At 66.1% G+C, this 20,567-nt stretch carries 20 protein-coding genes; 11 read left to right on the plus strand and 9 right to left on the minus strand.

All coding sequences use genetic code 11. From position 1 onward, the window contains the following. The first annotated feature begins 37 nt into the window (after positions 1 to 37). From ACNSN7_RS14555 to hjc, 3 genes are all read left to right on the plus strand, one after another. Positions 38 to 472, plus strand: a complete 435-nt coding sequence (locus ACNSN7_RS14555) for a MoaD/ThiS family protein (RefSeq protein ID WP_418283026.1) — start codon at positions 38 to 40, stop codon at positions 470 to 472. A 180-nt stretch (positions 473 to 652) separates the two neighbouring features. Further along, a complete protein-coding gene (locus tag ACNSN7_RS14560) occupies positions 653 to 1,285 on the plus strand; it encodes a hypothetical protein (RefSeq protein ID WP_418283027.1) in 633 nt (210 codons plus the stop codon). Positions 1,286 to 1,373: 88 nt separating this feature from the next. Continuing rightward, positions 1,374 to 1,895 carry a Holliday junction resolvase Hjc gene (gene hjc, locus ACNSN7_RS14565; RefSeq protein WP_418283028.1) on the plus strand — a complete coding sequence of 174 codons (522 nt, stop codon included), beginning with the start codon at positions 1,374 to 1,376 and terminating at the stop codon, positions 1,893 to 1,895. Between the two features lie 1,011 nt (positions 1,896 to 2,906). Here the strand turns inward: hjc and ACNSN7_RS14570 are convergent. Continuing rightward, positions 2,907 to 4,142, minus strand: a complete 1,236-nt coding sequence (locus tag ACNSN7_RS14570) for an RNA-guided endonuclease InsQ/TnpB family protein (RefSeq protein WP_418283029.1) — start codon at positions 4,140 to 4,142, stop codon at positions 2,907 to 2,909. 402 nt (positions 4,143 to 4,544) lie between these two features. Here ACNSN7_RS14570 and ACNSN7_RS14575 point away from each other — a divergent pair, with 402 nt between their 5' ends. Continuing rightward, the gene (locus tag ACNSN7_RS14575) at positions 4,545 to 5,090 is read left to right on the plus strand and encodes a universal stress protein (RefSeq protein WP_418283030.1); all 546 of its coding nucleotides are present in this window, start codon (positions 4,545 to 4,547) and stop codon (positions 5,088 to 5,090) included. 27 nt (positions 5,091 to 5,117) lie between these two features. On the opposite strand, the gene prf1 is transcribed toward ACNSN7_RS14575, so the two are convergent. After that, the gene (prf1, locus tag ACNSN7_RS14580) at positions 5,118 to 6,368 is read right to left on the minus strand and encodes a peptide chain release factor aRF-1 (RefSeq protein WP_418283031.1); all 1,251 of its coding nucleotides are present in this window, start codon (positions 6,366 to 6,368) and stop codon (positions 5,118 to 5,120) included. A gap of 115 nt (positions 6,369 to 6,483) precedes the next feature. Beyond that, on the minus strand, positions 6,484 to 8,283 hold the full coding sequence (gene argS / locus ACNSN7_RS14585) for an arginine--tRNA ligase (RefSeq protein WP_418283032.1): 1,800 nt from the start codon (positions 8,281 to 8,283) through the stop codon (positions 6,484 to 6,486). 408 nt (positions 8,284 to 8,691) lie between these two features. On the opposite strand from argS, the gene ACNSN7_RS14590 reads away from it, so the two are divergent. The 3 genes from ACNSN7_RS14590 (at position 8,692) to ACNSN7_RS14600 (ending at position 11,225) form a co-directional block, all read left to right on the plus strand. Next, positions 8,692 to 9,438: a DUF120 domain-containing protein gene (locus ACNSN7_RS14590; RefSeq protein ID WP_418283033.1), complete on the plus strand. Its 747-nt coding sequence runs from the start codon at positions 8,692 to 8,694 to the stop codon at positions 9,436 to 9,438. After that, positions 9,438 to 10,160: a 3,4-dihydroxy-2-butanone-4-phosphate synthase gene (gene ribB, locus ACNSN7_RS14595; RefSeq protein ID WP_418283034.1), complete on the plus strand. Its 723-nt coding sequence runs from the start codon at positions 9,438 to 9,440 to the stop codon at positions 10,158 to 10,160. The genes ACNSN7_RS14590 and ribB overlap by 1 nt, the downstream gene beginning before the upstream one ends. 135 nt (positions 10,161 to 10,295) lie before the next feature. Beyond that, positions 10,296 to 11,225 carry a branched-chain amino acid transaminase gene (locus ACNSN7_RS14600; RefSeq protein ID WP_418283035.1) on the plus strand — a complete coding sequence of 310 codons (930 nt, stop codon included), beginning with the start codon at positions 10,296 to 10,298 and terminating at the stop codon, positions 11,223 to 11,225. A gap of 74 nt (positions 11,226 to 11,299) precedes the next feature. Here ACNSN7_RS14600 and ACNSN7_RS14605 read toward each other — a convergent pair whose 3' ends face one another. Together ACNSN7_RS14605 and ACNSN7_RS14610 are read right to left on the minus strand one after the other, a co-directional pair. Further along, positions 11,300 to 11,968, minus strand: coding sequence for a DUF502 domain-containing protein (locus tag ACNSN7_RS14605; RefSeq protein ID WP_418283036.1), 669 nt, complete (start codon positions 11,966 to 11,968; stop codon positions 11,300 to 11,302). Between the two features lie 80 nt (positions 11,969 to 12,048). After that, positions 12,049 to 12,888: a proline dehydrogenase family protein gene (locus tag ACNSN7_RS14610; RefSeq protein ID WP_418283037.1), complete on the minus strand. Its 840-nt coding sequence runs from the start codon at positions 12,886 to 12,888 to the stop codon at positions 12,049 to 12,051. Positions 12,889 to 12,975: 87 nt separating this feature from the next. On the opposite strand from ACNSN7_RS14610, the gene ACNSN7_RS14615 reads away from it, so the two are divergent. Further along, complete coding sequence (locus tag ACNSN7_RS14615; protein WP_418283038.1) at positions 12,976 to 13,518, plus strand: CDP-2,3-bis-(O-geranylgeranyl)-sn-glycerol synthase; 543 nt, start codon at positions 12,976 to 12,978, stop codon at positions 13,516 to 13,518. A 13-nt stretch (positions 13,519 to 13,531) separates the two neighbouring features. Here ACNSN7_RS14615 and ACNSN7_RS14620 read toward each other — a convergent pair whose 3' ends face one another. From ACNSN7_RS14620 to ACNSN7_RS14635, 4 genes are all read right to left on the minus strand, one after another. After that, entirely contained in the window at positions 13,532 to 15,586 is a 2,055-nt protein-coding gene (locus ACNSN7_RS14620; protein ID WP_418283039.1) for a DEAD/DEAH box helicase, read from the minus strand. 94 nt (positions 15,587 to 15,680) lie between these two features. After that, on the minus strand, positions 15,681 to 16,235 hold the full coding sequence (locus tag ACNSN7_RS14625) for a DUF7523 family protein (protein WP_418283040.1): 555 nt from the start codon (positions 16,233 to 16,235) through the stop codon (positions 15,681 to 15,683). A 2-nt stretch (positions 16,236 to 16,237) separates the two neighbouring features. Continuing rightward, positions 16,238 to 17,050: an SAMP-activating enzyme E1 gene (gene ubaA / locus ACNSN7_RS14630; protein ID WP_418283041.1), complete on the minus strand. Its 813-nt coding sequence runs from the start codon at positions 17,048 to 17,050 to the stop codon at positions 16,238 to 16,240. A gap of 44 nt (positions 17,051 to 17,094) precedes the next feature. Further along, positions 17,095 to 17,493 carry a PLD nuclease N-terminal domain-containing protein gene (locus ACNSN7_RS14635; RefSeq protein WP_418283042.1) on the minus strand — a complete coding sequence of 133 codons (399 nt, stop codon included), beginning with the start codon at positions 17,491 to 17,493 and terminating at the stop codon, positions 17,095 to 17,097. A gap of 197 nt (positions 17,494 to 17,690) precedes the next feature. Between ACNSN7_RS14635 and ACNSN7_RS14640 the strand changes: the two genes are divergently transcribed. The 3 genes from ACNSN7_RS14640 to ACNSN7_RS14650 all read left to right on the plus strand — a co-directional run bounded on the left by ACNSN7_RS14640 (position 17,691) and on the right by ACNSN7_RS14650 (position 20,428). Then, positions 17,691 to 18,716 (plus strand): hypothetical protein, encoded by a 1,026-nt coding sequence (locus ACNSN7_RS14640; RefSeq protein ID WP_418283043.1) that lies wholly within the window; start codon positions 17,691 to 17,693, stop codon positions 18,714 to 18,716. 148 nt (positions 18,717 to 18,864) lie between these two features. Continuing rightward, a complete protein-coding gene (locus tag ACNSN7_RS14645) occupies positions 18,865 to 20,154 on the plus strand; it encodes an adenosylhomocysteinase (RefSeq protein WP_418283044.1) in 1,290 nt (429 codons plus the stop codon). Positions 20,155 to 20,206: 52 nt separating this feature from the next. After that, positions 20,207 to 20,428 carry an antitoxin VapB family protein gene (locus tag ACNSN7_RS14650; protein ID WP_418283045.1) on the plus strand — a complete coding sequence of 74 codons (222 nt, stop codon included), beginning with the start codon at positions 20,207 to 20,209 and terminating at the stop codon, positions 20,426 to 20,428. The last annotated feature ends 139 nt before the right edge of the window (positions 20,429 to 20,567 follow it).

A 20,567-nucleotide genomic window follows, 5' to 3' on the forward strand; every position in this document is an offset into this window, starting at 1 on the left:
CGTCCTCCTTACGCCGTCTCGGAGCGGAGTTCATCGCATGCGAACGACCAACCCGACTCGCTCTCCACCGGAGGCGAACGCGGAGACGGCATCGTCGACGACGGGGGTCGAGACGACGGTGACGGTACGATGTACGGGGCACGTGCGCCGCGAGCTCGGCACTCACGAGTTCGAGTACACCTTCGAGGGCGACACGCTCCGCGAGTTCCTCGCCGAACTGTTCGCGGAGCATCCGGAGATCGAGGACATGATCCTCGCGGAGACGGAGGCGGAGGCGACTCACAGCGGCTGGGCACCGACGCCGGAGGAACTCCCCGGAACGTGGACGAAGAACCCCGAAGGTGAACAGACGATCGCGTACGCGCGGATCCTGGTCAACGGTCGGTTCAACGAGAACCGAAACGGGTTCGACACGGTGCTGTCCGACGGGGACCGCGTCGCGCTCGTATATCCGTTCATGTTCTGCTGTTGATCGTCTGCTGTTGATCGTCTGCTGTTGATCGTCTGCTGTTGATCGTCTGCTGTTGATCGTCTGCTGTTGATCGGGAGCGCCGCTGTGACGACGTACCGATGCTCCCGTTCGTCGTGTCCGGATGAACCAACCGGTGGTACGGGGATTGCTTTTATAAATGAATCCCACGAATCTCGATGTGTGACTTCCATACGAACCGAGTTAACGCGACGGGCCGACGACCGTGGTCGGGTCGCGCTGGGCTCCGAATTCAGCGGCGAGCAGGTCGAAATCGCGATATCTCGATCCGTCGATATCGACGAACTCCCGACGATGCGTGCCGTCCACTTCATGTCGCCCTCCGAGGTTTCGAAGGCACGGTTGTACTCGGGCATCGACCGGGACGATGCGGAGGCCCTCTTCGGGATCCATTGGGGTACCGGTCCCGTCTGGGAGCGGTCCGCATACGCTGCCAAGCAGTGGGATAGCGCATTGAAGGACTACAACGCGATGGAGAAGGCGTCTCGGGGTGCACTCGTATCGGCCTACTACGGTGCAAAAGCGAAGCGCTTGTACGAGAACAACGAATACGGTCTCGATGACCATCTCGTCATCGGCGTCTGTCCTCCAGAGTCCGACGTTCGGCCCGTCCCGCTGGAGGGTGACGACGGTACCGTTCACTTCGTGAAGACGCTTCCGTTAGTGAACACGATCGAGGTGTCTCGTACGAACCACAAAGCGCTCTTTCGAGACAACGTAAAAGGGCTCTCAGTCCACGAGACCGCTCAAAAGGCGGACCTGATCCGTGACGTGTACTCGAACAACGTCCGCTAGCCGGGTCCGATATCGTGCCGTGATTCCCCGCACGAGTCGCGCTCTTTTTACACCTCTCACGGGTAGATGTCGTCGATGACCGAATCGGGTGACAACGTCCGTGTCCGCTAACCGAAAGGGCGACCGTCGGGAGCGCGAACTCGTCAACGCCCTCGACGACGCCGGCTTCGCGGTGATGCGTGCCCCGGCCAGCGGGTCCGCCACCGAGCGAGAGCTGCCGGACGTGCTCGCGGGCGACGGCGATGAGTTCTACGCGATCGAGGCGAAATCGAGCGCGGGAAACCCCATCTATCTCGACGGTGAGGAGGTCGAAGCGCTGCTGTTTTTCGCGCGCAACTTCGGTGCGAAGGCCCGGATCGCGGTCCGGTTCGACCGCGAGGACTGGTACTTCTTCCACCCCGGCGACCTGTACACGACCGACGCCGGCTCCTACCGTGTCAAAAAGGAGACCGCTCTCGCCGACGGCGTCGATTTCCCCGAGTTCGTCGGCGACACTCGGAAGGTCACGCTCGATGAGGTGGGAACCGACCCGAACGAGGAGCGCCGAACGATCCTCGAGGCCGTTCGCGACGGACACATGAGCGTCGACGACGCCGTCGACGTGCTGTAGCCCGTCGCATCGGTTGCGCTCCCGACCGATCCACGGTCGGCCGCGATCGCTTCCACCTCGGCTGCGGATCCTCGGGTCCGTTGAAATCCTTGTCAGTTGCTATAGAATCGCCCGATTGCGGTCAATACGGGTAAAGCACAGATCGCTCAACACAGGCACAGCGGTGATCGATGACGGGAGTACGTGAATCAGATCGGTGGCGTGGTTGTTTATAGGTGGGACTGGGTTGTTGCTGGCGGGTGTTTATAAATGATCGACGACGCTGCGATGAACGCCTGCAAAGCCCCAGCCGCTCGCTTATAAGCGGTTTCACTCGGATCGACGGTACACACCTGCATAGCCCCAGCCGCGACGACTCGCGCGCCTTGCTGTCGTTCGAAAATCGAAGATTTTCGTGATGACAAGAATCCAAGATTCTTGAACCACGCGCCTCGCTCGCGGTGCTCGCTGCGGTGTCGCCGGCGGCAGAGCCGCCGGCTGCCCGTGGCGCGTCGCGCCACGCTGCTTACTGCGGCGGGCTTCGTCCCACCGGGAGACTTCGTCTCCCGAGCCCCCGCTCACTCCGTTCGCGGGGATCACGGCTGCCCCTTTGAGTCCCACCCGACCGCACCGCAGCCGCGCCTCACGCCTCCCCAACCTCGTCAGGGGCGGTCGCCGGACCCGCTCGGCGACCGCCCCTGACTCCCTCGCGCGCGCTCCTCGCGCCCGCCGGGCGCTCGGAGGCACGCGCCACCGCGTCGTTCGTTTATAAGTAGTCGTCGCTGCCGCTCGCGGTCGTTTAAATGTAGTATCGCGACCGGTCGACTGCGATACGTACTCCCGATGTCGATCAAAAAGCCCCGTTCAGCGACCAACTGTTTCAGACAAGAACATCTGTAAACTACCCCACCCTACTTCGCTCACCGCATAGGCGGTTCGCTCGTTGAGGGTGTCGTCAGAAGCGGAGCTTCTGACTGCTAACCAGAAATCTCTGATTTCTGGTGATGGGGCTTTGATGTGGACTCCCGGCAATCAGTCGCCAGCAATAGGCTGGTGACTCTCGCCGCTCAACGTCCCACCATTCACACGCACGTCTACTGGTGCGTCTCCGCTCCCCGACTTGGGCGAGGAACGGAGTCTGTGTTGTCGCTTTCGCGCGTACCGCACGCCAATGTTCTTCGCAGCGTTATAATCCGCGTTCACTTCGTAACCACACTTCTGGCACTCGAAATGTTCTCCGTGGCGGTTGTCCTCATGCGTGAACCCACAGTCCGTCCGAGAACAGCGTTGGGACGTGTGATTCGGCTCGACTTGCTTCACAGAGACGCCCTGTTCGGGCGCTTTGTACTCGACGTACTCGTACAGGCGTCGGAACGCCCAAACGTGGTGCCACTTCGCCTGCGGAAGTCGCTCTCGGATGTCCGTTAGGTCCTCGAACGCGATCACGTCGCATCCGTTCTCGACGGCTTCCGTGACGATCTCGTTGGCGACGACATGGATGTACTGTTTCCGCCACGCTTCTTCGCGCTTTCCGAGGCGAAGGAGTGTGTTGTGCGCGGCTTGCGTGCCGCGCTGTTGCATCTCACCACGCCGCTTCTCGAACTCGCGGCACCAATGATCGTAGTCGTCACCTTGCCAGAATGTGCCGGTCGAAGAGACGGCGAGGCTGTTGACGCCGAGGTCGATACCGAGGACTGTTTGGTGCCCGGTATCTTCCGAAACCTCGTCATCGTCCTTCCGGGTTGTAATGTGGAAGTAGAACTCGTCGGTCGCCTTGTCGTATTGGAGTGTACTCGCACGGAACTCGTACTGCTCCGAAAGAACGTACTGCTCGTAAGGCGTTGGGCTGTCCGCTGGGAGTACAAAGTCGCACTCTACACGCCCGTTGACGGTTGAGAGCGAGACGTTGTTCTGGTAGAAGGTCGCACTCCGCTTGTCGTAAAGCATACTCCACGACGTGAACTCCGGCTGGCTCACACGCTTGCCCTGTTTCCACCGTTCGACGCACCCTTTCGTCGCTTGAACGGCACGTCGGATAGCTTCTTGGACGAGGTTCGCAGTGAGATCAGTTTCTTCCCGCAGCTCGTCATAGAGCGCGTCTCGTGCAGTCGTGTTCGCTGTAACGCAACTCGTGTAGGAGCGGTCGTCCCAACAGAACTCGGCTGCACGATTCGCACAGTAAAGGAATTGTCGCGCGGATTCGTGGAGGTCGTCGCGCCGCTCATCGGGAACGACGAGTTTGACCGGCGCGGTTCGACGCACCTCCATACTTCAGATGTTGAATTAACGGTACTTAAGCACTTGGGAGTCTAACGGCCGCAGTATGCCGGTTGTGTCGTCCCATGTCGGTTTCCTCTCCGACCTACTCACTCGCTTCGCTCGCTCCTTGAGGACGGAGGCTCCACCTTGAATCATGCTGAAAAACAGGACATCAACGGAGTCGGATCCTCCATACGATGACTCTCGGTATACTCATGCGTTTTCTTTGATCGTATATGAGGATCTATACGATCATCTCTATGGTGAAGACTGGGCTGCTATTCAATCTATGGCGGATAGATAATGATAATCGTCTATCCTGTCAAAAATTGTTAAGTGGTCGTGAACGTAATTAACAGGTAGAAAGCGACGAGCCGTCCATCGACGGTCGGTTCGGACGTTCACACGACCATGTCAGTCGAGATCGACCCAAGCGACCACGAACCGAGCCTTCACGGAAGCACGACCACCCGCGGTAGCCGGAGCGACGAAACGAACGAGGTCGACACCGAGGTCTCCGCGGACGTCGACGTGACCGGCCTGTTCGAGCGCGTGTTGGTCGTGACGAACGGCGAGGATCCGGGCGACGCGGCGATCACCGCCGGCGTCGATCTGGCGGCGGCTCACGGTGCGACCGTCGACGCGCTGTACGTCGTCGACACCACCGAACACTGGGACATGGCGGTCGAGCGACGCGAGCGCACGGGTGAGGCGGCCGTCGAGGCGGCGGCGGCACACGGCGACCGCCTCGGCGTCGACGTCGAGAAGTGGTTCCGATACGGCACCGCTCACGAGGAGGTGCTCGGCTTCGCCGAGGCCCACGACGTCGACGTGATCGTCGTCGGCTCGGCCCGCCGGACGGGGCTCGACCGCCTCGTCAACCCGGAAACGATTCCGGTCCGAGTCCAGCGCGGTGCCGACTGTCCCGTGTTGGTCGTCGGCGTCGACGGCGAGTAGACTCGGAACGCGTCGCGCTCCGGGACCCTACACGCCCGTCGAGTACCGCAGAATACCGGCGACGCCGCCGAACGCGTCGAGGAGCTGTTCGCCCTTCTCGAAGTCCGTTGAGATGAACTTCGTCTCCGTCCCGCGCTGTTCGGCGATCGCCATCAGGTGTTCGATGACGTCCTCGCGCTCCTCGACGGCGGCGTCCTCGCCGCACTCGGTACACTCGTGGGTCGGCGTCGAGTGGCGGGCGTCGACGACCTCGTACTCCTCGTGGCCGTTCGGACACTCGTAGACGACGACGTCCGAGCGGAGGTCCTCGGAGATGAGCAGCCGATCGACCGAACCCATGATCAGGTTCCGGCGGGTCTGCTCGAAGCCGTAGGTGGCCTCCTCGCCGGTGTGGAGGTTCTCGAAGAAGGTGTCCATCTGGCGTTTGTCGTCGACGATCTCCTGGTCGGCGAGCGCCTCGCTGGCGTTGTCGACGAGGTCCTTCAGGCCGGATTCGTCGGTGTACGCGACGTCGAACTTCCCGAGCACCTTGTCCTGGAGCTCGTGGTGGAGGTAGTCGCCGTCGAGGAACTCGTCTTTCGTCGGTGACGGCCCGCCGACGAGGATACCGTCCAGCTCGTGGCGCTTGGCGACGAACAGGTCGTTCGCCATCCCCGCGACCTCCTGATAGAAGTTGTCGATCGCTTCCAGCCGGAGGCGGGCGAACCGCTGGGCGGACTGCCCCCCTTTTCGCTGTTTGCCGGGGACCAGCGAGGACGCGGACTTGACCGGTTCGATTCGTTTCCCCTTCAGCCAGCCGACGTTGGCCTCGCGGCGATCCAGGACGATGAGCCCGAACAGGCCGGAGTCCTCCAGCATGTGCTCGAGCGGCTCGGTGAGGAACTCGGAGTCACAGTGGTATCGGAACGACTCCACGGGGTTCGGCGGCGACTCCAGCGTCCGGGTGACCATGTCCGTCTGTCCGCCGCCGGCGTTGATCGCGCCGGAGAAGATCACCATTCCGTTCGCCGGGGGAAACGTGTCGTAGTACCGCAGTCGGTCCTTGATCGACGTGAGCGCGTCTTGAACGTTCGTCCGGGTCTGTTTGGACTTGATGTTGGCCGCCTCGCTGTGCTCTTGGGTGACGTGGGCGACCACGTCGGATACCTGCTTGTCCTCGGGGATGTAGATGGTGACGAGCTGGGTGCCGGAGCCCTCGTACTCCGTGAGCTCCTCGATGACCTTGCGGAACTCGTACTTCCGCCGGTCCTCGCTCGCCTCCTCGGCGTCGCTGCTCATTACGTACTACTCGCCGCCGTGCGTGTAAGTAACCTTTGACCTCGGAATCGGGTGTGTTCGGCGGCGAACGCGGACACCGGACCGTCCGATTCGGCGGGGTCACGCCGACCCCTCGCTACATCGACGTCGGGGCCTCGACGCCGAGCGCGTCGAGCGCGTTCGCCATCGTGTTGCGCGCGGCGACGACGGTCGCGAGCCGGGCGTCCCTGAGGTCGTCGCGCTCGGCCGTCAGGACGGGGCATTCGCGGTAGAAAGCGTTGTACGCCTCGGCGAACTCGCGGGTGAACGTCGCGACCGAGTGCGGCTCCAGATCGTCCGCGGCCGCCTCGATGACCGCCGGGAAGCGGGCGACCTCGCGCAGGAGGTCCCGCGCCGCGCCGGTCTCCAGGACGCTCGCGTCGACGGTCTCCGAGTCGATATCGCTGGCCGCTCCGCTGACGCCGGGAACGTCGACGCCGGCCGCCGCGGCCTCGTCGACGATCCCGCAACAGCGCGCGTGGACGTACTGGACGTACGGGGCGGACTGCGCCTCGAAATCGAGCGCGTCCTCCCACTCGAAGGTGATCGTCTTCGAGGGCTGTTTCGAGACGATGTCGTAGCGGACCGCGCCGATACCGACCTGATGGGCGATGCGGTCGACGTCGTCGTCGGTGAGGTCGTCGTCGCGGATCCGGTCGTCCATGCGGCTTTCGACCTCCTCGCGGGCGCGGTCGATCGCCTCGTCGAGCAGGTCGTCGAGCATGACGCCCGTCCCCTCGCGAGTCGACATCCCGCCCTCGGGGAGGTTCACCCACGAGTAGTGGATCGAATCGAGCCGGTCGGTGTCGTTGCCGAGCACCTGCAACGCGGCGTCGAGCTGATCGGCCTGCAGCTTGTGGTCCTCGCCGAGTACCGTCACCGCGCGGTCGTAGTTGGCGAACTTCCACTCGTGGTGGGCCAGGTCCCGAGTGGTGTACAGCGAGGTGCCGTCCGAGCGGAGGAAGACGAGGTTCTTCTCGATGCCCCACTCGGAGACGTCGAGCTGCCAGGCGTCCTCCTCGTACACCGCGTGCTCGCTCTCCTTGAGCCGTTCCGCGACGTCGTCCGTCGAGCCGTCGCGCATGAACCGCGTCTCCTTGACGAACTCGTCGAACTCGGCGGGGAGCCGCGCGAGGCACTCGGTCATCCCGCCGAGGACGGCGTCGACGACCTCCTGAACGCGGTCGTACGTCTCCTCGTCGCCGCCCTCCAGCCCCTGGAGAATCTCGGTGATCTCGGCTTCGGCGGCCTCGACGTCGTCGGGGTCGGCGTCCTCCAGATAGGCGTTCCCCTTCCGGTAGTAGCGGACCAGATCGTACTCGATCCGGTCGCGAGCGGGGGGTTCCGCGAGGTCGTCCTCGTCGAACGTCTCGTAGGCCCACGTGAAGACGGCCATCTGCCGACCGGCGTCGTTGACGTAGTAGTGACGCTCGACGTCGTAGCCGGCGTACTCGAGGACGTTGGCGACCGCGTCGCCGACGATCGGGTTGCGAGCGCGTCCGACGTGAACCGGGCCGGTCGGGTTCGCGCTCGTGTGCTCGACGACGACGGAGGTCTCTCGGTCGGGGAGGCTGCCGTACGCCTCCTCGCCCGCGGCCGCGGTGAGCGTGTCCGCGAGGTACCGATCGCTCGCGTGGAAGTTGACGTACGGGCCGGCGGTGTCGACGCGGGCGAGGTAGTCGTACCCGTCGACGTCGACCGCGTCGGCGACGTCGGCCGCGACGCTCGGCGGTGCGGTGCCGACCTCGCCGGCGAGCCGGAACGCCACGCTGGAGGCGAGGGTCGCGTCCATGTCGTCGGGGGGCCGCTCGATGCCGAGATCGTCGGCCGGGAGATCGAGGCTCGCGAGCGCGTCGGCGAGCGCCGTCGCCACCTCCGACCGGAACTGCCTGAACATGTACGCCCGTTCGTGTGTCGACCTAAAAGGCCCTTCCGAAGCGTGGCGCGTCGCCCCCGACGGAACCGAGCGGTGCGTCCCGGCATCCGCAGTTCGACTCCGTCCCCGGCATCCGCAGTTCGACTCCGTCCCCGATCTCCGCCATCGCGTCCGTCGTCGGTCTCCGCCATCGCGTCCGTCGTCGGTCTCCGCCATCGCGTCCGTCGTCGATCCTCGCACCGTCTCCGCATCGTCTCCGCGGTCCCGGCGGGAGTCGTCGCGACCGACGCGCTTAGGTAGGGCCCGACCGGAGGTCAGATCGAGCGTCACGGAGTCGGGGAGCGTCCCGGAAACGGAATCTCATCTTCTCGTTTTTGAGATCCATACCAAATTCGTTATCCTTTTGAGTACGACCCTCGAATATCGGGTATGGCAGAACCGGCGGCGACGACGGAAACGGATCCGGCGGAGCTCGCGGCCCTGAAACACGTCGCGCTCGTGGGGGGGTTAGCCGAGACGAAGGTGTCGTGTGCGGCGCTCGGCGACCGCCTCGACGCGTCGACACAGACGGCCTCTCGACGGCTCCAGGCGCTCGAATCCGCGGGACTGGTCGCACGCGAGGTCGTCGGCGACGGGCAGTGGGTGACCGTCACCGACGCGGGCGAGGCGGCCTTGCGCGGCGAGTACGCCGACTACCGACGGCTCTTCGAGACCGACGTCGAACTCCTCCTCGGCGGGACCGTCACCGGCGGGATGGGCGAGGGGAAACATTACATCACCCTTCCGGGCTACGCGGAGCAGTTCGAGGCACGGCTGGGGTACGAGCCGTTCCCCGGCACGCTCAACGTCGACCTCGACGAGGAGAGCGTCCGACGCCGCGGCGAGATCGCCGGCGTCGACGCGGTCCCGATCGACGCGTGGGAGGACGACGATCGCACCTACGGTGCGGCCACCTGTTACGCCGTCACCCTCGTCGCCGACGGCGAGCGGTACGAGAACGCCCACGCGATCGTTCCCGACCGCACCCACCACGACGACGACCAACTGGAGCTCATCGCTCCGGATCGACTCCGCGACGAGCTCGATCTCTCCGACGGCGACGTCGTCGAGGTACGAGTGGAGGCGACCTCGCGGATCGACGACGCGGCCGACCGCTCCGGCGCGGGGGTGGCGTGATGCGCGCCGACGTCGACGCGGATGCCGGCACCGAGGCGGACCCCGACGTCGATGCGGAGGTCGACGCCGTCGAACGCGCGCTCGATGCGTTTCGAGCCGGCGAGCCGGTCTGTGTACACGACTTCGCGGACCGCGAGGGGGAGACCGACATCGTCTATCCGGCGAGCGCGGTCGACGCCGAGGCGGTCGCCCACATGCGTAACGACGCCGGCGGCCTCGTCTGTGTCGCCGTCGCCGACCACGTCGCCGACGCGTTCGGGCTCCCGTTCCTCGCGGACGCGCTCGAGCACCCAGCCGTGGACGACACGCCGGAGTACGACGACCGCTCGTCGTTCTCCCTGCCCGTGAACCACCGCGACACGTTCACCGGTATCACCGACGACGACCGCGCGCGGACCATCGGCGCGCTCGCGGACACCGCGGCCGCCGTCGACCGCGACCCGGACGGCTACACCCCGGAATCGTTCGCCGCCGAGTTCCGCTCGCCCGGCCACGTGCACGTCCTTCGCGGAGCACATGCCGGGCTCGACGACCGGGTCGGCCACACCGAACTCGGCTTGGCGCTCGCGAACGCGGTCGACGACGCGCCCGCCGCCGTCGTCTGCGAGATGCTCGACGACGAGACGGGTGCGGCGTTAACGCCCGACGACGCGGCCGCCTACGCCGCCCGGCGCGGGATCCCCTACGTCGAGGGGGCGGACCTGGTCGACGTGCTGCAGTAGTCGCGGCTCGTCGAGACTCGCTTGCACGCGACCGCAGTCGGCATGCGACCGCAACGGGCACGCAACCGCAGTCGGTACGCCACGCCGTCGCACGGATGTCATAATTTTAAGCCCGCTCATCTCGACGCACGGATCATGGGATTCGACGAGATGGACGTCGACACGATCTGGAAGAACGGGGAGTTCCTCGACTGGGAGGACGCGACGACCCACGTTCTGACCCACGCGCTCCACTACGGGAGCGGCGTGTTCGAGGGCGTCCGCTGTTATGACACCGAGAACGGCCCCGCGATCTTCCGCTGGGACGAACACCTCGATCGGCTGTTCGACTCCGCGAAGATGTACGACATGGAGATCGAACACGACCACGAGGAGATCTCCGAGGCGACGGTGGAGCTCCTCGACCGGCAGGGTCTGGAGTCGTGTTACGTCCGTCCGATCGCCTACTACGGGTACGACTCGCTCGGCGTCTCGCCCGCGGACTGCCCGACCGATCTGGTCGTCGCGGCGTGGCCGTGGGGCGCGTACCTCGGCGAGGAGGCGCTCCGGGACGGCGTCGACGTGATGGTCTCCTCGTGGCGGAAACACGCCTCCTCGCAGGTGCCGACGAACGTGAAGACGACCGGGCTGTACGTCAACTCCATGCTCGCTGGCGAGGAGGCCCGACGGAACGGCTACGTCGAGGCGATCGTCTTGAACAAGGAGGGCAACGTCGCCGAGGGACCGGGCGAGAACGTGTTCATGGTGAACGACGGCGAGATCTACACGACCGGTCCGGCTCAGTCCATCCTCGAAGGGATCACCCGCGACACCGTGATCACGCTGGCCGAGGAGCGCGGCTACACCGTCCACGACGAGGCCGTGATCTCCCGCGGGCAACTGTACACCGCCGACGAGCTGTTCTTCACCGGCTCGGCGGCCGAGGTCACGCCCATCCGGACCGTCGACGACAAGCAGATCGGTGCGGGCACGCGTGGCCCCGTCACCGAGGAACTGCAGAGCGCCTTCTTCGATCTCATCGAACGGCGCACCGACGACCACGACGACTGGTTCACGTATTTATAACCCCCTGCCGGTCGATCGGCGACGGCCGCGCGTTCGTCCGTCGGGGTCGCACGCGTCGTCCCGGACGATCGGAGCTACGAGCGCGGGTCGTGCGAACGCGTGGCGTTCCGCGCGGCGTCGGTCTCGCCGACGACGTCGCCGATGCGCTCCTCCTCGACCGGGATCTGGTGGGCGGAGTCGGCGAAGCCCGCCGAGAGGATCCGGGTCATTCCCTCCTCGACGCTCTCGCCGGTCTCCTCGACCCGCTCCGGTTCGACCTCGATGACGAACCCGGAGGTGATGTTCGGTGCGGTCGGCATGAACAGGACGATCTTGCCGTCCCTGGTCTTCTTCCCGGTTTTAAACGCGGTCATCCGGATCCCCGCCCAGGTTTCGAGATAGACGGGGCTCTGCAGTTCGTCGGTGCCGGAGAGGGCGGTCTCGACGGCGAGTTTGGAGGCGTTGTACACCACCCGGAGTGCCGGGATTCGGTTGATCGTATCGTCCATCTTCGACTCCGCCAATCGCCCGAGTGTGGTACGCATGAAATACCCCACTGCGAGCACGAGCGTCGTGAGCACGGCGATGGCGATTATCACGCGCGACAGCGGGAGCAGGGGGTCGGGGATGATCGCCGGCTGGAGCGCGTCGATGAGCGGTATCGACGCGATGTGCCGGTAGATCCAGCGGAGAACCAGGATGAGAACGAGGAGCGGAGCCAACACGATGAGTCCGCTCGCGAAGTCGCGCTTCCACGTAGACATCTATCACGTACGTATGCGACGGCAACCCTTAAGAGGGCTTCTACGTGTCGCCGAAAGGACGGATCCCGGACCGATATTCGCTACCGGCCGAGGACGGCCCGGACCGCGAACAGGAGGTTCCGTCGTCGCTCACGGACGCGCCGGGAGAAGTACGAGAGCCACTTCTCGCCGTACGGAGCGTACTGGGCGACCGAAACGCCCTGTGCGGCCAGATCGCGCTGTGCGTCCTCCCGGACGCCCATCAGCATCTGTATCTCGTAGTCGGTCGCGAACTCGGTCCCGAGACGAGTCGCCAGCGACACCATCTCCGGGTCGTGGCTGCCGACGGCGACGCCGCGGTCGCGATGCTCGAACAGGTACTCGATGTCGCCGCGGAACGCCTCGTTGACGCGCTCCACGTCGGTGTACGCTATCGACGGCGACTCGTCGTACGCGCCCTTCACGAGCCGGATCTTCCCCGGGACGTCGACGAGCCGAGCCAGGTCGTCGCGGGTGCGTTTCAGGTTCGACTGGAGGCACAGTCCGGCGGTCCACGGATGCGTTTCGGCCATCGACTCGAACGCGTCGATCGCGGCGTCGGTCGTTTCCGCGTCCTCCATGTCACACCAGACGAACGCGTCCCGCTGGTCGGCGTACGAGACGATCCGTCCGAGGTTGCGACCGAACAGCTCCGGGGAGACGCCGAGTCCGATCTGTGACGGCTTCACCGAGAGACACGCGTCGAGATCGGTTTCGGCCAGATCGTCTATCAGGTCGAGATACGCGGTGGTGTCGGCGCACGCCGCCGCGCGGTCGTCGTACTGCTCTCCGAGCAGGTTCAAGATCACCGCGATTCCGTCCTCGTTGCAGTTTCGTGCGTGTTCGAGCGCCTCGGGAACGCTCTCTCCCGCGACGAACCGCCGCGCGATCGGAGGGATCATACCGAGAGGTCGTACCGGACGAACCTGTACTTTTGGCTGTCGGTCCGGATCCCCCGTTTATAAACCGGCGACGACCGTCGTCCCGGTATGATCGGTTCGCTCGTGGCGACGGCGTTCTGGGCGATGTTGCCCGCGTACGTCCCCAACAACTTCGCGGTGCTCGCGGGGGGTGGACGTCCCATCGACGGCGGTCGAGAGTGGAACGGGAGCCGGGTCCTCGGCGACGGGAAGACGTGGCGCGGTACCGCGGCCGGGACGGCGGCGGGGTTCGCGCTCGCGCTCGCGCTCAACGCCGTGAACGACCCCGTGAGCGCGGCGCTGGGCGTGACGCTCCCGACGTTCGAGCTGCACGCCGCGTTCGCGCTCGCGTTCGGCGCGATGCTCGGCGACATCGGGGCCTCCTTCATCAAACGCCGGTCGGGCCGCGAACGCGGTGCGGCGTTCCCGGGTCTCGACCAGCTCGATTTCGTCGTCGGCGCGCTCGCCGCCGCGTTCGTCGTCGCGCCGGGCTGGGCACTCGCCGTGTTCACGCTCCCGGTGCTGGCCGTGGTCGTGGTCATGACGCCGGTGCTCCACGTGGTGACGAACGTCGCCGCGTACCGGCTCGGGTTGAAGAACGAGCCCTGGTAGGTCCTCCGACGGGTCACTCCTCGTCGTCGCGCAGTTCCAGATCGGCGACGATGTCGTACGGGTCCGTCCCGTGTCGGATCGCGTCCAGGATCCGAAACGCCTCGTCCGGCGCGAGGAAGTGCCGACAGATCGCTCGCCCCAGCGGCGTCGGGGAGAACCCGTCGATGAACTTCCACTCCAACAGCTTCCCGACCGCGTGTTTCGTCGGGATCTCGCCGATCATTCGGTCGTTGAGCCGCTTGGCCTTCTTACCGGCGACGACGACGTTCGCGAGCGTCTCCTCGACCGCGGCGGTCTCGTCGTACAGCGTGTCGACGTCCTCCATCTCGCCTTTTAACAGGGTGAACGCGACCTCGTCTTCCGTCCGGTCCATCGAGTTGTGGTAGACGCCGTCGGGCTCGACGAGGAGGTACACGCGGCCACGGTCGTGGTAGTCGGGTCGCCCCGCCCGGCCGAGCATCTGTGAGAACTCCTGGACGGAGAGCCACTCGATACCCATCGCGAGCGAGTCGAAGATCACCTGCGAGGCCGGGAAGTCGACGCCGGCCGCCAGCGCCGCCGTGGTGACGACCGCCGAGAGGTCCTGGTTCCCGAACTGGCGTTCCACCTGCTTGCGTCGCTTGTAGTCGAGTCCGGCGTGGTACGGCGCGGAGTCGTACCGGATCTTCCGGCTGATCTCGTGACAGCGCCGGCGGGAGTTGGTGAAGATTATCGTCTGGCCGCGATACCCCTTCGACGATTTCGTGTCGAACTCGCGTTTGACGAGCTTGTCCGCGATCTCCGCCTTCTCGCGGCCGTCGGCGAACGTGACGTGTCGCTCGATGGGGACGGGGCGCTCCTCGAACTCGATCAGCGTCGCGCGGAGCCGTCCAGCGAGCCACTCGGGGTTGCCGACGGTCGCGGACAGATAGACGAACTGGGTGCCGCCGTAGCCGTCGTGGCTCCGCATCCGCTCCTCGCTGTAGTACTTCAGTCGAGAGATCAACCCGTCGAGCCGATGGCCCCGCTCGCCCTCTTTTAAGGTGTGAACCTCGTCGATGACGACCGTGCCGACGTCACCGAGGTCCTTCCCGGTCCGGAGCGCGTGGTCGATCCCCTCGTAGGTGCCGACGATGACGTCGGCGTTCGGGTCGAAGCGGTTCCCGTCGTCGGAGATTCGGGAGGAGCCGACCCGGATCGACACGTCGAGCAGGTCGCCGTACCGATCCTCGAAGTCCTCGTGCTTCTGGTTCGCGAGCGCGACGAGCGGCACCAGAAAGAGGAGCTTGCCCTCCCCGTTCAGCGCCCGATCGATCCCGGTCAGCTCGCCGACGAGCGTCTTCCCCGTCGCCGTCGCGCTCACCACGAGCTGGTCGTCGCCGTCGAGCAAGCCGTTTCGGACCGAGAGGCTTTGCACCGGCAACAGCTCCTCGAACCGGCCCTGCACTCGGGCGGCGAGCTCCGGATGGAGGTCCAGTTCGTCGGTACGCACGGGGCTCACGTCGTCGACGTTCGCGGACACCTCGTCGTACTTCGTCAGGTCGGGGTCGAGCCCGCCCTGGAGCAGGTTGATGATCCGGTTGAGGTCCTTCGAGTCGTACAACAGCTCCTCTAACCGCTCCTCGGCGGCACCGGTGAACGATCCCTTATACGAGAGCTCCCGCTCGAGCTCCCGTTTCGCGCAGTCCCGACAGATCGACTCGCCGTTGTGCTCGATCGCGGTGTCCGCCGTGATCGGGCCGTACCGTCCGTCGCTCGCACAGCGCCGGCAGGTGCGAACGGTCAACGCCTCCAGCTGGTAGCCGTCGAGCATCGCCTCCAGCCGTGTCCGGCTCTCCGGAGAGGTCTGCTGGGAGATCCGGATCCGTCCGGCAGCACGCGCGAGGTCGACGAACTCGTCGGGAGGGCGGGGGTGATCCTCGCCGTCGCGGATCACGCGGAACTTGCCGGGGCGGGGCCCCGCCGACGTCTCCTTGAGTTCGAGCCGCCCGCGAAGCACCCTGCGTCCGTCCCGCGTGGCGACGACGGTGTAGTCGCTCCGCGCCTCGTGTATGAACAGCGTCTCGACCTCGGCCAACTGCTTTGACACTGCCACTCCGTAGGCGGGTCGGGTATTTCAGCGGTTCGGCTCCGTGTAACGCCGTGGCCCTCGAGAGCGACGAACTCGACGGCTCCGAGGGCGTTCACTCCTCGTCGGGAACCGTGTCCAGTGCCGCCTCGACGGCCCGAACCGCGTTCGCCCCCTCGCGCCGTCCGACGACGACGATGAGCGACTCGGCGGCGACGCCCGCGGCGCGGGTCTCGATCCCGGCCGTCGACAGCCGCGCGAGCACCGCGGCCAGCGCCGGGGCGTCCACGTCGCCGGTCGCGACGATCGCGGTGGCGTCCCCGTCCGGAACGATACCCGTGCCCGCCACGGACAGCGCCGGCTCGCCGGCGGAGTGGACGCTCGGACCGTCGGGGTCGTCGACGTCGGTGGGACCGCTCCGGTCGAGGGCGGCCACGCCGATCCCGCTCCGCATCGACACGCTCGCGGTTCGCGCGTCGACGTCGTACGGCGCGAGATCCTCGCGGAACCGGCGGAGCGCGGTCGCGATCGCGTCGGGGTCACCGTCGAGTCCGGCGTCGCCGGCGAGCCACGCCGCGGCGGCGCTGTAGTTCACCACGCCCGCGCGCAACGCCGTGAGAACGAACGGGCGCGCTCGAACCGCCTCGCGCGTCTCGGCAGCGAGCGACACGGTCAGTCGGCCTCGATCCGACAGCCGTCCGTGTAGTCGATCCCGTCGAGCGTCTCGATCCCGTCGTCGCCACACGCCGGACAGTCGGGCTTTCTCGCGTACTCGACGGTCTCGAAGCTCATGTCCATCGCGTCATAAAAGAGGAGTCGACCGGCGAGCGGCTCGCCGGCCTCGAGCAGGAGCTTCACGGCTTCCGTCGCCTGGATACAGCCGACGGTACCGGGCAACACGCCGAGCACGCCCGTCGCCGCACAGTCGGGAACCGTGCCGGGATCGGGCGCTTCCGGGAACAGACACCGGTAGCAGGGGCCGTCCGGGACGAGCGTCGTCGCCTGTCCCTCGAACTTGTAGATGGCCCCGTGAACGACCGGCTTCCCCTCGATCCGAGCGGCGTCGTTGACGACGTATCGGGTTCGGAAGTTGTCCGCGCAGTCGACGACGAGGTCGGACGCGCCGATCAGCTCGCGAGCGTTATCGACGTCGAGCCGCGTCTCGTGGGTCTTCACGTCGACGTCGGGATTGAGCCGCTCGACGTACCGCGCCGCCGACTCGACTTTCGGCTCGCCGATGTCGTCGTCGCCGTGGACGATCTGTCGCTGGAGGTTCGACCGCTCGACGACGTCGTCGTCGACGATGCCGAGCGTGCCGACGCCCGCGGCCGCGAGGTACTGGATGACGGGCGCACCGAGCCCGCCGGCACCGAGCACCAGCACGCGACCGTCGAGGAGCCGCTTTTGCCCCTCGGGGCCGACCTCGTCCATGATGATGTGTCTGGAGTAGCGGTCGAGCTGGGTCGAGTCGAGCGAGAGCGTCATACGCGACCGTACCCGTCGAACCGACTTAAAAACGGGCTCGTCGGTTACGGGCCGGTGCCGGGCGGATCGCCCGGCTCGTCACCGTCCGCTCCGTCGTCGTCGGCTCCGTCACCGTCCGCTCCGTCGTCGTCGGCTCCGTCACCGTCCGCTCCGTCGGCCGTCTCCGTTCCGGCCGGTCCGAGCGGGTCCTCGCCCCGCCGTGACTCGTGGACGGCGAACGTCGTCTCCCCGGCCGCGTAGGGGTCGTCGTCGGGGTCGTAGGACCGCTCCTCCCGCTCGAACAGGTACGCGAAGAAGCCGAACAGCGGGACGAAAAAGGCGATCGCCGCCCACTTCTTCGGGTTCATCCCGTGTCTCGGCGCGTCGACGTACGCGTACGCCGCGAACCCGATCAGCCACGCGAGCGGGAGGCCAACGAGTACGGCCAGCAGGAACGCGTCCATACGACCGCTACGCGGGCGACCCTTCTAACCCTCCGGTCTGACCGGCCGGGGACGTCGGTCGAGACGCGTACGCCGCCGTCACACCGCATGCGATCGCAACTGCGACCATGCCGGCTGTATCGACCGAAATCGGGCCTAATTCGGATTAACCGACGTCCCTTTTTAAGCAATATACGGTTCACCGACCGGACGTGACGATGACAACACGAACGCTGTACGTACTGCTGGTCGCGGTCGTCGCGATCGGTGCCGCCACGGGAGCCGTGGCGGCCGACGATGGACTGAACGTCACGGTCGACGACGCGGACGCGGAGCCGATCGTGACGGTGACCGACAACGAGACGGCAGTCGAGAACGCCACGGTCGACGTCGAACCGGTCGACGAGAACGAGACGTACGTCGGTTCGGGCGAGTACGAGACGGACGCCGACGGGACGGTCGAACTCCCCGCCGCCGAGGAGGACGTCTCCGTGACCGTGACGGCGACGTACGGGAACGAGACCGCGACCACGACGGTCGATCTCGAGGCACCGCCTGAGCTCACGGTCGACGTGACCGACGCGGACGCGGATCCGGTCGTGACGGTGACCGCGGGCGAGACGGCCGTCGAGAACGCCACGGTCGACGTCGAGACGGTCGACGGGAACGAGACGTACGCGGGCGAGGGAACCTACACCACCGACGGGAACGGGACGGTGACGCTCGTCGCGGCCGAAACGAACGTCACGGTCGACGTGACCGCGACGTACGAGAACGAGACCGCGACGACGACGGCGACGCTGATCGCCGAGGAGACGGACGAAGACGAGGCGGCGGCGGGACCGTTCGGTCACCAGGTCCGTGAGTTCATCCGGAGCCTCGGGATCGGCCCCGGTGCGTCCGGCGGGATCGGCGAGTTCGTCTCCGAGTTCGCGACGAGCAACAACCCCGGTAACGCGCCCGACCACGCGGGCGGCCCGAGCAACGAGACGACGAACGCGAGCGACGGTCCCGGTAACGCGCCGGAGCACGCGGGACCGCCCGAGCACGCGGGACAGGGTAATCACACCGAGAACGGAACGCACACGGGTGACGGCGGTCCGCCCGAACACGCGGGTGCCGGCTCCGCCGACGGTGCAGGAACCGGTGACGAGGCCCCAGGCAACTCCGGCGACGCGCGAGGCGGTCACGGTCAGGAGAACGCAGGTAACGGTCACGGGAACGGCGGCGGCCCCCCGAACTGATCCGTTGGCCGAGCGAACTGATCCGTTCGCCGAGCGCCGACTCGTGTACGCGTCGCTTCGCGCGACGACGACCGGCCAGCCGCTTTTTTTCGGTCGGCCCGCGATCGGTGTCGGCAGCGTTTAGTGTTCGGTGAGCCAACCACGGTTCATGAGCGAAGCCACGTACCCACCGGTCACGGAGCATCTGTCCGATCCCGACACGGCCCGCGAGGAGGGCCGCCGGAAGATGGACTGGGCGCTTCAGCACATGCCGATCCTGGAGGCGCTCCGCGAGGAGTTCGTCACGGAGCAGCCGCTCGACGGGGAGGTCATCGCGATGGCGATGCACGTCGAGGCGAAGACGGCGAACCTCGTCGAACTGCTCGCCGACGGCGGCGCGGAGGTCGCTATCACCGGCTGTAACCCCCTCTCGACGCACGACGACGTCTCCGCGGCGCTGAACGAGCACGAATCGATCACCTCCTATGCGGTCCGCGGCGTCGACGACGAGGAGTACTACGACGCGATGCACGCGGTCGTCGCCCACGGACCGACGATCACCGTCGACGACGGGATGGACATGGTGAAGCTCGTCCACGAGGAGTACCCCGAGCTCATCGACTCCATCGTCGGCGGCGCGGAGGAGACGACGACGGGCGTCCACCGACTGCGCGCGATGGACGCCGACGGGGAACTGCAGTATCCCGTCTTCGCCGTCAACGACACGCCGATGAAACGGCTGTTCGACAACGTCCACGGGACCGGCGAGTCCTCGCTCGCGACCATCGCCATGACGACGAACCTCTCGTGGGCCGGCAAGAACGTCGTCGTCGGCGGCTACGGGCCGTGCGGGACGGGCGTCGCGAAGAAGGCGGCCGGCCAGAACGCCAACGTGATCGTCTGTGAGGTCGACCCTCGGAAGGCGCTCGAGGCCCACATGGAGGGGTACGAGGTGCTCCCGATGGTCGAGGCCGCGAAGAAGGGCGACGTGTTCATCACGACGACGGGCAACCGCGACGTGATCACCCGCGAGCATTTCGAGGTCATGCAGGACGGCGTCCTCCTCGCGAACGCCGGCCACTTCGACGTCGAGGTGAACCTCGATGACCTCGACGACCTCGCCGTCGATCGGTTCGAGGCGCGCGACGGCGTCGAGGGATTCGAGATGGCCGACGGCCGCGTGTTGAACGTGCTCGCGGAGGGACGACTCGTCAACCTCGCGGCACCCCTCTCGCTGGGTCACCCGGTCGAAGTGATGGACCAGAGCTTCGGCGTGCAGGCGGTGTGCGTCCGCGAACTCGCCGCGAACGGTGACGCCTACGACCCCGGCGTCCACGACGTCCCGGACGAACTCGACCGCGAGGTCGCGGACATCAAGCTCGCCGCCGAAGGCGTCGAGTACGACGCGCTCTCCGCGGAACAGCGCGAGTACATGGGTAGCTGGGAGCACGGGACGTAGACGGTCAGCGGCGACCCCTGAGAAATGCCTGTGTGAGTCCGCATACAACCGTATGCACGTGTCGAAGAGCATCCGTCTCTCCGAGGAGGCCTACGATCGGCTCGCCGCTCACAAACACGAAGACGAGACGTTCTCCGATGTCGTTCTCCGACTCGCCGGCGAGCGATCGTTGCTCGAACTCGCGGGCATCCTGAACGACGACGAGGCCGACGCGCTCCGTCAAGCCGTCGAGGAGCGGCGTGAACGACGCCCCGCCGAGTTAGCATTTAAGTAGTATTTAAGTAGTATTTAAGTAATATTTGAGTTAGTATTTAAGTTAGCATCTAAAAACGGCGCGCGCCTCCGAGCGCCCACCGGGCGCGAGGAGCGCGTGCGAGGGAGTCAGGGGCGGTCGCCGAGCGGTTCCGGCGACC

Source organism: Halorubrum rarum (genome assembly GCF_048380895.1).
Classification (GTDB): Archaea; Halobacteriota; Halobacteria; order Halobacteriales; family Haloferacaceae; genus Halorubrum.

What these genes read in the sequence shown, in the direction of transcription:
- ACNSN7_RS14555 (WP_418283026.1), top strand. Translation starts at nt 38, where the DNA reads ATGCGAACGACCAACCCGACTCGCTCTCCACCGGAGGCGAACGCGGAG.
- ACNSN7_RS14570 (WP_418283029.1), bottom strand. Translation starts at nt 4,142, where the DNA reads ATGGAGGTGCGTCGAACCGCGCCGGTCAAACTCGTCGTTCCCGATGAG.
- ACNSN7_RS14575 (WP_418283030.1), top strand. Translation starts at nt 4,545, where the DNA reads ATGTCAGTCGAGATCGACCCAAGCGACCACGAACCGAGCCTTCACGGA.
- prf1 (WP_418283031.1), bottom strand. Translation starts at nt 6,368, where the DNA reads ATGAGCAGCGACGCCGAGGAGGCGAGCGAGGACCGGCGGAAGTACGAG.
- argS (WP_418283032.1), bottom strand. Translation starts at nt 8,283, where the DNA reads ATGTTCAGGCAGTTCCGGTCGGAGGTGGCGACGGCGCTCGCCGACGCG.
- ACNSN7_RS14590 (WP_418283033.1), top strand. Translation starts at nt 8,692, where the DNA reads ATGGCAGAACCGGCGGCGACGACGGAAACGGATCCGGCGGAGCTCGCG.
- ribB (WP_418283034.1), top strand. Translation starts at nt 9,438, where the DNA reads ATGCGCGCCGACGTCGACGCGGATGCCGGCACCGAGGCGGACCCCGAC.
- ACNSN7_RS14600 (WP_418283035.1), top strand. Translation starts at nt 10,296, where the DNA reads ATGGGATTCGACGAGATGGACGTCGACACGATCTGGAAGAACGGGGAG.
- ACNSN7_RS14605 (WP_418283036.1), bottom strand. Translation starts at nt 11,968, where the DNA reads ATGTCTACGTGGAAGCGCGACTTCGCGAGCGGACTCATCGTGTTGGCT.
- ACNSN7_RS14610 (WP_418283037.1), bottom strand. Translation starts at nt 12,888, where the DNA reads ATGATCCCTCCGATCGCGCGGCGGTTCGTCGCGGGAGAGAGCGTTCCC.
- ACNSN7_RS14615 (WP_418283038.1), top strand. Translation starts at nt 12,976, where the DNA reads ATGATCGGTTCGCTCGTGGCGACGGCGTTCTGGGCGATGTTGCCCGCG.
- ubaA (WP_418283041.1), bottom strand. Translation starts at nt 17,050, where the DNA reads ATGACGCTCTCGCTCGACTCGACCCAGCTCGACCGCTACTCCAGACAC.
- ACNSN7_RS14635 (WP_418283042.1), bottom strand. Translation starts at nt 17,493, where the DNA reads ATGGACGCGTTCCTGCTGGCCGTACTCGTTGGCCTCCCGCTCGCGTGG.
- ACNSN7_RS14640 (WP_418283043.1), top strand. Translation starts at nt 17,691, where the DNA reads ATGACAACACGAACGCTGTACGTACTGCTGGTCGCGGTCGTCGCGATC.
- ACNSN7_RS14645 (WP_418283044.1), top strand. Translation starts at nt 18,865, where the DNA reads ATGAGCGAAGCCACGTACCCACCGGTCACGGAGCATCTGTCCGATCCC.
- ACNSN7_RS14650 (WP_418283045.1), top strand. Translation starts at nt 20,207, where the DNA reads ATGCACGTGTCGAAGAGCATCCGTCTCTCCGAGGAGGCCTACGATCGG.